Annotated in this window: 13 protein-coding genes; 2 read left to right on the plus strand and 11 right to left on the minus strand. The window is 37.9% G+C overall.

Features of this window, described 5'->3' with window-relative positions:
- The 3 genes from ACYU87_RS27125 to ACYU87_RS27135 form a co-directional block, all read right to left on the minus strand.
- Positions 1 to 1,540: type IV secretory system conjugative DNA transfer family protein (locus ACYU87_RS27125; protein ID WP_461137143.1), on the minus strand; the 1,540-nt coding region annotated here is incomplete at its 3' end.
- Positions 1,541 to 1,566: 26 nt separating this feature from the next.
- The gene (locus ACYU87_RS27130; protein WP_461137144.1) at positions 1,567 to 2,376 is read right to left on the minus strand and encodes a DUF5712 family protein; all 810 of its coding nucleotides are present in this window, start codon (positions 2,374 to 2,376) and stop codon (positions 1,567 to 1,569) included.
- Positions 2,377 to 2,730, minus strand: coding sequence for a BfmA/BtgA family mobilization protein (locus tag ACYU87_RS27135; RefSeq protein ID WP_461137145.1), 354 nt, complete (start codon positions 2,728 to 2,730; stop codon positions 2,377 to 2,379).
- A gap of 502 nt (positions 2,731 to 3,232) precedes the next feature.
- On the opposite strand from ACYU87_RS27135, the gene ACYU87_RS27140 reads away from it, so the two are divergent.
- Positions 3,233 to 3,481, plus strand: a complete 249-nt coding sequence (locus tag ACYU87_RS27140; RefSeq protein WP_461137146.1) for a hypothetical protein — start codon at positions 3,233 to 3,235, stop codon at positions 3,479 to 3,481.
- A gap of 4 nt (positions 3,482 to 3,485) precedes the next feature.
- Here ACYU87_RS27140 and ACYU87_RS27145 read toward each other — a convergent pair whose 3' ends face one another.
- Positions 3,486 to 3,914, minus strand: a complete 429-nt coding sequence (locus ACYU87_RS27145; protein ID WP_461137147.1) for a hypothetical protein — start codon at positions 3,912 to 3,914, stop codon at positions 3,486 to 3,488.
- A gap of 69 nt (positions 3,915 to 3,983) precedes the next feature.
- On the minus strand, positions 3,984 to 4,319 hold the full coding sequence (locus tag ACYU87_RS27150; protein ID WP_461137148.1) for a hypothetical protein: 336 nt from the start codon (positions 4,317 to 4,319) through the stop codon (positions 3,984 to 3,986).
- Between the two features lie 716 nt (positions 4,320 to 5,035).
- Between ACYU87_RS27150 and ACYU87_RS27155 the strand changes: the two genes are divergently transcribed.
- Positions 5,036 to 6,124, plus strand: a complete 1,089-nt coding sequence (locus ACYU87_RS27155) for a replication initiation protein (protein ID WP_461137149.1) — start codon at positions 5,036 to 5,038, stop codon at positions 6,122 to 6,124.
- Between the two features lie 9 nt (positions 6,125 to 6,133).
- Here the strand turns inward: ACYU87_RS27155 and ACYU87_RS27160 are convergent, their stop codons facing one another.
- From ACYU87_RS27160 to ACYU87_RS27185, 6 genes are all read right to left on the minus strand, one after another.
- Entirely contained in the window at positions 6,134 to 6,640 is a 507-nt protein-coding gene (locus ACYU87_RS27160; protein WP_461137150.1) for an HAD family hydrolase, read from the minus strand.
- A gap of 2 nt (positions 6,641 to 6,642) precedes the next feature.
- On the minus strand, positions 6,643 to 7,890 hold the full coding sequence (locus ACYU87_RS27165) for a DNA-processing protein DprA (RefSeq protein WP_461137151.1): 1,248 nt from the start codon (positions 7,888 to 7,890) through the stop codon (positions 6,643 to 6,645).
- 33 nt (positions 7,891 to 7,923) lie between these two features.
- Positions 7,924 to 8,544, minus strand: coding sequence for a ComF family protein (locus ACYU87_RS27170; RefSeq protein WP_461137152.1), 621 nt, complete (start codon positions 8,542 to 8,544; stop codon positions 7,924 to 7,926).
- Between the two features lie 124 nt (positions 8,545 to 8,668).
- Complete coding sequence (locus ACYU87_RS27175) at positions 8,669 to 8,911, minus strand: hypothetical protein (RefSeq protein WP_461137153.1); 243 nt, start codon at positions 8,909 to 8,911, stop codon at positions 8,669 to 8,671.
- A 42-nt stretch (positions 8,912 to 8,953) separates the two neighbouring features.
- A complete protein-coding gene (locus ACYU87_RS27180; protein WP_461137154.1) occupies positions 8,954 to 9,559 on the minus strand; it encodes an AAA family ATPase in 606 nt (201 codons plus the stop codon).
- Between the two features lie 1,364 nt (positions 9,560 to 10,923).
- Positions 10,924 to 11,178, minus strand: a 255-nt coding sequence (locus ACYU87_RS27185; protein ID WP_461137155.1) for a hypothetical protein, incomplete at its 5' end; no start/stop codon positions are given.

The following is an 11,178-nucleotide window of genomic DNA, read 5'->3' on the forward strand; positions in this document are numbered from 1 at the left end:
CGGCCTCGGTAACCTCTTTAAAGGCCGGTAGAGGTTCCCGATCTATAGGAGTTGGCTTCATATTGGCCCGGAAATAACTAACGTCGCTCTCCACGAGTTGACCGAAAAACTCTCCTTTTTTCAGGTCGATTACTTCTTGCACTTCAACTCGATCACGATGAACTAGGCTGTACGAATCAGAATTACTCCTTGTAACTTCTCCTAAACGTGGCTGGCTAATTGACTGGCTCCGTTGTTCAACGTATTCTTTACCCCAAATTCGAACGACATACTGCGCGCTCGGCTCATGAGGCATACGGCCATAAAATCGGTTGCTCAATGTATTTAAAATAGCGTCTTTCTCCTGTGCGCTGTACATCATTTCTAATTGGGAGAAGTCTTGTGTCCCCACTAGAGTACTAATCTTATTCTCTCGACCAGTGGCGGGTAGGTTGGCAAAATCAGGAATAAATAGAGTAGGCGCTTCGTCTAGACATACCAGTGAAGGGAGCTTACCCCGCTGGTTTAATTTCTTGATTGTGTTCGCTACGATCAGGGCGATCACAGGCCCATACACGGCCTTTAAGTCGTCATTGTTTCCAATGACCATAATCTTAGGACTGTCGGGATTATTTAAATCAAGAGTGAAATCATTCCCCGTTAATACGTAGCAGATCGAACGAATATTAATCTTACCTAATGCATCCTGTAGAGTGGCAATAACGCCGGCAAGTTGTTTCCCTGCACCTTCATCAATGGCCGTTTTTATACTGGCAATCGAGGTTTCTACTTCTTCGTTTCTGATGATTAATGGCACTACCTGCTTTACCGGCTGGGCGGCTAATCGCATGACATGGGGCAATGTGCAGAACTGCGGATATTCTTCACGAAGAAACCAAATTATGCCCCCTAAATAGGTGGTTGCGTTGCTGTTAAAGAAGTTATTTTCCCCCTTTATCAGATTCTTCATAATTGTGTCTGCTGCACTGTTGGCGTGGCTCTTAGTTACAATGATGTCAGGGTGAATTGGGTTTACTCGGTGACTGCGGGTTAAATCATCAAAGTTGACATAGTAGATCTGTGTCTTCTTACTGTGTTTGCTGGCCGCCTGGACTACCTGAGCAAAAGCAGGAAATTTGTAATCATAAATTACCCCTGTAAATCCTTTCTCAATAGCTTGGGTAATGATGGGTTCAATAATACTGAAGCTCTTACCAGCTCCTGGTCCTGCGGCTACAAGAATGCCCGCAAAGGGGTTAGTTATTTTTATCAAACCTTTGACAGTCGAAATACCGAAAACGTAGTCTTTGATCTTGATACCTGTCTTAGTAACCTGTGAAGTATTTTGTATCTCTGTCCGCTTTTTGCCTCTAATTTGTTTAAAAACCATATATCCGGCTGGTACTAATCCACCAAATCCGCCTATTAAATCGCCTGCTATTCGTGGAAAACCTACTGAAAGAATTAAAAACTTTATTAGCATACTAGATGCTATATAAATCAATAGCGGTATGGCTATAATGCCAAAAATGTACCCTATAATTGCGCTTGATCTAAACATGACTTTAAAGGTTTGTAGTTATAAGTTTAGTAACCCATTTCGTAATCTTGTTCATTACTTATTCCTTGCTCTCTTTCAAGTGTCTTTCCTTTTCCCCTTTGTCTTTTTTGTTCATAATCTTGTTGCTTTCCATTTTTCAGAGAATTGCAATAATCATACGATTCTTCACGCCCTCTAATATAGCTAAATTGTCTATCAAAACTTTGTTCATTTTGTCTTATAAACTCGTCTCTATTAAATATTTTTTGATTGTTAACAGTAGGACATAGGTGTGTAGTTTGTTCCTGCTTTTGTTTATCTAATTCTAAAACGTGCCGATTCTCTCTAGCTTCACATCTGGAAACAATAATATGTATGTGGCGTTGATCGCCTTCTTTCAGTTGCCCGGTTTGCACTAATCCCGCCTTTACTTCTGAATCTAAAGAACTATACTTTCTTTCATTTTCAATCTTTGCGTACCATACTAAATCTTTACTTTCTAATCCTCTGTTTTCCCCTTTATTATTACAAAATCCAGCCGCATAGTTTTGCATAACTTCTCTTGTATAATCTCTCAGTTTATCGGAGTCATTACCTATGTAAGCAAGTTCTGATTGACTAGGAGCTATAACAATAGAGAAAAACCTATCTTGTTCTTTTTCTATTTTTTGCCCTTTAGCGTTGTTATCTATTTGTTGAATTACTTCCCATTTATTACACTTGTCTCTATCAGACGAGAAAAAATATTTCTTTTCTGCTGATATATCTTTGTCATTCTCCTTCTCTAAATAATTTGCTAATTTTGAGCAACTACCTTTATTGTTTGCCTTAATCGGACTAGTAAATTTTGTTTGCATTTATTCATCTAGCTTTAAGCCTGTAATTACTTTTTTAACATTTGTATTTACTATTCTTAAGTCAGATCGCCGCGCCATTCCTTCGGTTCCTGCCATATCGAAAATAGCTTCTTTCATAGGCAAAAGTATTTTCTTTTCCTGCTCCTTTATAAAACTGACTAATCGCTTATCCAGAGCTTTGATCGCATCAGTTGGGTTATCAGCCTGGGGGCTTCTTGGGTCAGCCTTACTAACTTTAAAATAGGTTATCATAGCTTCAACCAAACCCTTATTAGTTAGCCCGTAACTCTCGGCCATGCGTTCAAATTCTTTGAAAGTATCTTCACTTACGCTAATAGTTTTGTAAGTAGCCATAATTATAAAAATAATTATTTTAATGGTTGATAGTCAACTAGTTAGATAAATATAATTGTTTAGTAATTGTTAAACGATTCACTAAACAACTGTTTTTCAGTATGTTAGCCCCGCAGGGCAAGAGGGAAGGGTGTCGCAGACCCCTTCCCTCTTGCTGATTTCTGAAAAGAAATCACTTTCCGCCGAATCCGTAGGAGAAGGCGATTCGATAGGGGAAACTACTTTGTAATTCACATCGAATAAAGCAGAGTCCATTTATGAGTGGACTCTGATAACTGAAAGTTTAATAATTACTAGCTATAGGTAATGACGCTACCTGTAGAATCTCCATTGGCTGACTTAGGATTATCACACTTCTTAATTTTGGTGTGCCGAGTTACTATTACTCGTTTAGATAGAATCCCTGCTGAATCATTTGACTTCTTCATAATTTTATATGGTTTAAGTGAGTTTAAAAATAGTTAGATTTGTACTATAAACAAATTACTTAAATTACTTTTTTATGAAATCCTTTGCCTTAGTCCTTACAGCAATTTTAATTAGTAGTTTTAGTTACGCTCAATCACCTAATAAAAAACCAGTTTATGCAGGCACTAAGACAGGAGGAATTAGAGAAGGAAACGGGGTATCTGCTTGGTCTGATGTAACGCCCACAAACTATATACAGTTTAGAAAAGATTCCGTAGTGTTTGCTCAAGATAGTTTACAACGTATATTAAAAAGGAGAAACGGAGAAAAGAAAAACAAATAGAAGTTTACCAAAATATTTTGAGGAGCGTTTGTAGATATGCTTTTGGTATTTCAAAAGTGAAATTGTCTATATTATATAAATCAGCCTTTATATATTTATCATTTAGTTTTGTACTTTCAGAGTATTGGAAGTCTTTTCCGTGACTAGATTTTAGCTTTATCATAAGAGTTTCTTTTGTACCTCGGTAGTATTCGGATGAATCTTTCTCTACATCGTCTATGGTACCGGATACCATACTGTCCATACTTATCTTTTTAAACCTATTAAATTTTTTATGTTCGATGTACAAAAAGGATTTTTCGGATATTGATATTAAAGTTTCTTTAATATATTCTTTAGTTTTTATAGTATCAACGTATATAATTTCTTTTCTTACTTGTGCTATTGCGGAGTACGAAAAAAAGGAAATCGATATAAGTAAAAATTTTTTCATAACAGTATTTTGGACATACATCAGGGGTGAGATATGCCTAAAAAAAATCCTCAGATTCTGAGGGTAAAGTTAGTTTAATATCTTATTGAGTTGTCGGATGTATGTATTAAGAAAAGCTGGTCTTTTACTTTCCCTTTTAACTTCTTTAATGCATTCTAGAATTGACTTTCCGCGAGAATCTTCTTCTAATACTTGCACAATTACTTTTTGATCTGAATCAAGAATTGTAAATCTGTAAATATCCCACCCTTCTCTATCTAATCTTTCTATTAGTTGAAAGCACTCTTTTATACTGTTCATTTTGAAATCAACCATAGGGCTATGTCTAGATTCTGGTTCTTCAAGATAACTTTTTACAAATATGCTGTCCTTAGGGCAGTAGCCACTGAATATTAAATTATACATATATCTGGTTGTTTTTTGATCGATAAATTCCCCGATCTGGCTTGGAGCTATCGAGATCGGGAGTTTAGTTGGAGGCTTATAGCTATCAATCCAACTAACTAATGTACTTCAATACGTGGCTTAGCCTATCCCTGACGGGTTGCATCCCTGCATTGCCCAGTTGCGCCAAAAAGCGCACAATTGCCTTTTAAGCCACTTTTCTGAACAAATCGACCTGTTCTGTCACTGACTCATGTTCGTGGCTTACTGAGCCTGTTTTGCCTTCTCAGGCAACTTATTGACTAATGCAATATAGCTAGAATATCTAATTACAAAAGCTTGGGACAATGTCAACTTACTAACTAAAAATATAGTTGCGGGCATCTTCTCCTTTTTTAGCAAACGCGCGGTCCTTTTTGTTTTTTGTTTTTCGCTCCTTCACCAGGCATATTTCTTAGTCTTTTCAACCTTATCCACATTTTTTTAGCAACGCGCGAGGCAAAACTATTATAGTAGAAAATTTTACTATTATAGTTAAATACTATATAAGGAGTGAAACCGAATAAACCGAGAAATACCCCCACTCAGAAGATTGAATAAACCGAGAAATACCCCCACTCAGAAGATTAATAAACCGAGAAATACCCCGGCTTATACAGAGTAACATTTTATATCTCTGTTTTTTCCTTATATCTTCGCTCTGCACCTGATGAAAGAGAGCAGAATAATTTGTGAGGATGGACGATAAACGAAGCACTCAATTGGTACTACCCCTCGGCTTGACTTACGAGCCAAAACACAAGGAGCTGGTTAAACAGCACTGGAATGTGACGTTTGCCAGACAAGGCCGTATGAGCGTCACAGCTAAACGCATCATGGCTCGCGTCATTGATCAGATACGGGATGATGATTTTAAGTTGCGTCCCTTTTATCAGTTTCGTATTATAGACATAATCACCGATGCCGGAATAACGAAGGAAACTGCGTACAAAGAGGTGCAGGGGGCGCTACGTGAATTGTCTGCGGCAGCATGGGAGTTTGAGAGTCTAGATAAATCAGAATGGTATATTCGGCACTTGTTGGACACAACTAAAGAACGAGCCATTGGATACAAAGACGGAATTATTACAGTATTGCTCAACCCTCAGTTAGAACCGTACTTTGTCCAAATCGCCCACTACTCAACTTACCAACTCAACAATTACATGGGGCTGAAAAGTTGGTACTCGATGCGTTTCTTTGAAATCTTGTCCGCCTTTCGAGATACAGGCGTATGGTGTCCTACCGTCGAACAGTACCGGCAGCTTATGGACTGTTCCGAAGAGAAGGACAAACGGGGCAAAATCAAGCGAGACAAGGACGGGAACGCTAAAATGAAGTATCCCGATACCCGCGACTTGATTCGGTTTACCATGACTGAACCTTTAGAGGAGTTGGCTAGTACGAACCTAGCCTTTGACTATCAACCTGTGTACGAAACTGACCGACTAACGCGAGGGCGCAAAAAAATAACTTCCTTCAAGTTCACTCTCAAACGTAGACAGGACGGTAAGATACCGGATTACTGGCTACAAAATAGCGTCGTGGCTCAGGTCATAGCCAATCTGCGAACCTGGAAAATATCAGATAAGAACATTGCCTTATATCTAGAAGATATAGGCACTAAAGCAGCTAATAAGCTAGTTTACGATTGGCAATTAAAAGAAAACTCAGAGGAAAAGATTACTGACCGTGTAAAGTACTGTAATGCTGTGTTTGTAAGAATGGGAAAAGCTGTTCAAGAACGGTTAAAAAATGATATTCAAGCAGCAATAAGGAACATTTGATATTGTACATTAACCAAGTGCTTTAATTATTGCTAATGCATGCGCTGGCGTTTCAGCCAAATAATTAGGATTAGCAGCTAATACTTGAGACCGCTCACTAGTACCCCACAAGCATCCGACGCTTCTAATGTTTGCAGCTTTCGACGCTTGAATATCTATAGCCCTGTCACCAAGAGATAAAATGTTAGCTGCGTCATCATTTAATAAAGAGACAGCTTTTAGAATCGATTCAGGATGGGGTTTACGGTTTCTCACATCATGATAGCATACTGTATGATGGAATGGAATAGACCAGTAAGCTAAAACCTTATGACAGTAAGACTCAGGACTTGTTGTGACAATACAAACCTTCAGCTTTTGCTCTTGAATGTGCTGAAATAGATCAGCTAGTCCACTATATATAGTAAACTTAGGAATGAGATCATACACTCTCGGCCATTGGCGTGCTTGCCGGTGACCTTCCGCACTACTACTATCCACTAAAGTTTGGTCAAGGTCAAATATTATGCTCGCCATTTTTAAAATGAAATATCTAACTGTGTCGCGGTTTTAGTTGGTTTCTTGTTAGCTTTTAATGCAGCTTTTTTCGGTACCTTTTTTAATGTTTTTTCGGTACTTAAACTGATACCTGCTTTTACCTTAGCAGGTTTTTTCGGTAGTTCAGAAGCCGGTTGGTTACTCGGTTTTGCTACAGGTTTTTTCTTTTTATGTTCTTTTCCCTTAGAAATTTCTGTATTTTTTTTGTTGTCTTTACCTGTTATGGTAGAGTCTTCCTCACATGGTGTTTCTATAACTGCTGGTGGTATCGGTGGTTCCTGACTTGTTGCATGAACTAAGCTTGGTAATTTTGGCAATACGTATCCTGATAAATCTAAAAGGATGGCTTTTAAATGTTCAATAGATACTGCATTAGACAGAGGTATAGCTTTCTTATTGAGAATTAAGTATTGGTTACCCTGTGTTTTAGGATGACTTAAATACTTAGATTCATGATTAAAAGCAGCAACGATTCTTTTATTATTATTAGCAAACTTAACCGTATGCATCGTCCCGCCTTTTATGTCAGTTTCAACAACGATTACTGCCTGTGATAATCCAGCTTGTATTCTATCTCGCTCAACAAAATAATTTGCCTGCGGTCGCTGCCCGATTAAGTATTCTGATATGAGTAGTCCCCCGCTATCCAGAATTTGAGCAGCCAATTGCTTGTTTTCCTTCGGATAGATAGTGTCTAAACCATGAGCTAAAACTGCGGTTGTAAATCCATATCGGTTCAAGCAGCCTGTATGACCTGCGGTGTCACAACCTATAGCTAAACCACTGACAACATTGAAACCAGCTTCCCCAAAAACTTCACCTAATCGAACGCCAATTTTATAACCAAATTCAGACGGCCCTCTAGTTCCAATAATTGCAACAGAAGGCATCTGATTAATTTGCTTAAATGGTCCTTTCACGCTCAGTAGTAAAGCAGGGTCATCTATACTACTAAGTAACGTTGGATAGTCTACATCAAAGTAACTTATCAATTTGATACCAGCCCGTTCTGACTGACTTATGATATTTTCAGCTTTATCAAAAGCTACTTTAAAATCAGCTGCGGATAAAGGACTTCGTAAAAGTTTGGAGTTTTCATTAACAAAATCTACCAGGTCATTATCTGAATTGACAGAATAATTTAGACTTTTCAATAATCTGAAAGCTGTCCTTCTCCCTACGCTTGGTAGAGACATTATTTTTACTACGGTATCTTGCGAAATTTTCATATCAGTCAAAATTTAGAATGGAAGATTATCACCTCATTCTTTTTGAAAGTATTCAAGTGAAATCCCCTGGTTAGCATCGTCTTCTCGCTTTGTTTTTGCAAGTGTAAACAGATATCCTTGACAAGTGGGATACTTGTTTTGTATCTCTTTAAGTATTGCATTAGCTGTTGTACCTGAGGTTGCAACATCATCAAGTAACAATATCTTTTTACCTGATAGATCTGGACAGTTATCAGTTAATTTATAAACATCCAAGAGTTCAGCCTCTCTATCCACCTTTTTAGGTATTAACGCCAGTTTCTTTGTAACTCTCGTTTTATAGATAATTGTCGGCTTATACGGGATTGTAAGTTGTAGCCCGATTTGTGTCCCCAAGTAATCTAAAGGTTTTAGATTAGGTAATAACCTTAAAACTAGTGGACCTGGAGCTACTAGTTCAGAGCTGCCTAACGTCCGTATAACGTAATCGACTGAGATTCCTGCTTTACGAATTTCATCAATTGCCCACTTGGTCCAATAAGCTACGTATTCTGTATTGGCGTTCTTGAAATTTTTAATATAAACGGAAATGTTATCCGTGTCATTCTGAGGTATGTAGTAACACAAGTGCCAATGTTTTTGAAAGGGGCTGTAATAAGTGTTTGCTTCGATCATTCGATAAGATGTGTGGATTATGTAAAATATGAATATAACAACAATACAGATAACTGTTTCACTATCAATCAGTTACCAAAACATGATCTAGTTCTTCTCTATGATCTTCACAGAAAAGAACTTATTATAAAAAATGTTCGAGTGCTTTGATCACCATTTCCTTCAAGCTTTCATTGTTCTCTGCTCCCTTTACTTTTAGTCTCTTCATCAGATCTTTTGGTATCCAGACATTCAGTTGCTGTTCTTCTTTTGTTTCAGCAGCCGTATTCATTGGTATAACCTTCTGAACTGGAAGATGAACAGGTTCAGTTTTTACCCTATCAGCAAAACCTTGTAATCTACTGTTATAGTCACTATTCTTTGCCATGTTTTAGAATTCTATATTTATGTAAATCTATAATTTTAACAATCATAAACCTAGCATTGTAAGTATCTCATCTGCAAGACTTGCAATTTCTTCTTTCGCTTTTTCGTCGTCGCTGCTAAATATTCCGCTCGTGATAGCAGAACGCGTATAACTTACCCGATCTGATATAGTGGTAGTTAGCAAAACGGCTCCGTAGTCGCTTAAAACATCCTTTATTGACTTATTAAGGCCTGTTCGAGGTTTCACCATATTTAGGACTACTCCATACTTTAGTTGTGGTCGCTTCTGCTTAGCCTGCTTTAAAAATTCAGTTGTGGCTTTAATAGCCATTACATCAAAGAAACCCACTTTAGATGGAACCAGTACAAAATCTGAAATTGCAAACAGCTCAGGTAATTGGTTGGTCAGATAGGGAGGTGTGTCAACAATCAGTATATCGAATGACTGTTCGATCAGGCGGCTTAACTGACCATCAAAGGGAACAAAGGTTATACTATCTAAATCATCTTTAATACCAGATAAACTACCCTGTATGTCTGTATCAAGTACACCTACACTCAGCCCCTGTGCAAAACAGGCCGCAAGGTTCAAGGCCAGTGTAGTTTTTCCTACTCCGCCTTTCTGGTGAGCTACGGTTATAATTTTCATCGCTTTAGAATTATAGATTTCTAAATATACAAATTTATATACTTATAGAATATAAAGTAAGAAGTACGCTTTCGCTCTACATCCAGGTCAGAAGTAGAGACACTATTTTCTTAATTACCAGATTACATACAGGACTACTAGCTATTGAGGTAGCCAAAGGCCAAATTAGCCATCTCCATTTCTTCAAAGCATCAGCGTAGCCGCTAATAATCTCTACGTTATCTAAATGCTTTTGTTTGTTGCTTCTACGAGGCATGATTCCACTACTTTTAAGTAAATAGTGTTTTCCTCGCTTTTAGGGCGTTTGAAGCGCCCAAGTATAAGAAAATACTTTGACATACGAAAGGACAGAAAAGCACACCTAGTATTAACCATTTTTCTATAAATAATACAAATAATTATTAAATATATTACTAAAAACTGTGAAACTAAGTTGGAATTTTGTGAATTTTGCCGGACAAAACGGTGAGTAACCGGACTTATTTGTTATAAATAAATTTTTTTAATAAATAACTCTCGCAGTATTCACACTACTGCGCGCCATTGCATTTTTTGAATTTCAGTATCTATCTGCCATTGTGTCTTGTTTCTGTATATAATCGCTTAACATAAGATACATTATATAACAAAACTGGAATAGTGCAACATTTAATTAGCTTGTAAGTAGTAGCTAGATGTTGTACTTTTTTGAGATTGTACTTATTTCTCGGGCGTACATCTTCTACTTAGGGTCTGTAACCCAGTACGATTCCGAAAACATTAGGGTTCGCTATGAAAGTATCATAAAAGCTTGGTGTTGTAATACTGGTAAGACGTATTTGATAGCGTTTTAGATTGTACTGTAGAGCTAAATAAAAGCCATATTGGGGCTTACTTGGCAAGTCCCACTGAGCTATTTGAATCGGTTCGGGTGGGTTAAGAAACATTGTATCAAACTGCATTTGTGTAAACCTCATAAACGGTATTTCCATAGTAGGCCCCATACTTATACCGATTTTCCCGTGTGTTAGTGTTAACGGCAAAATAAGGTGAAGGCTTGATCCAGTGAAAAAGAACTGTTCATAGCATACGCTACAATTTGGATATGCGTCACGTTTCGTTTTAAAATTGGCGTTGCTGAACCTATATAATAGCTCAGGTTCAAATGTATAACCTTTGTATTTGAATCGGTAGCTTATGCCAAGTTGTGGCCGTATACCGTGTTTCTGAGTGCTTGCGAAGCCGGGTAAACGGTTAATTGTTTCGCTTATTGATAAGGCTATATGATACTTCTTCGGGCTTTCTTCGTAGTATCCCTCTTGTGCCAGGCATTGCACCGAAACGCACAGCAGAGCCAAAATATAGAGCTTCATTAGTAGCACAGTCTAGAATTCGTCGTCGACACTGGTGGGGGAAGTTGGTTTAGTGTTCGATATCTTCTCTGGCTCGCTTGCTTGGCCACCAAATAGACTCTTGATGTCTTGGACGATCTGGCTATAATTGGCTTTTATATCGGCCTCGGTAACCTCTTTAAAGGCCGGTAGAGGTTCCCGATCTATAGGAGTTGGCTTCATATTGGCCCGGAAATAACTAACGTCGCTCTCCACGAGTTGACCGAAAAACTCTCCTTTTTTCAGGTC

Source organism: Spirosoma lituiforme (assembly GCF_054776635.1).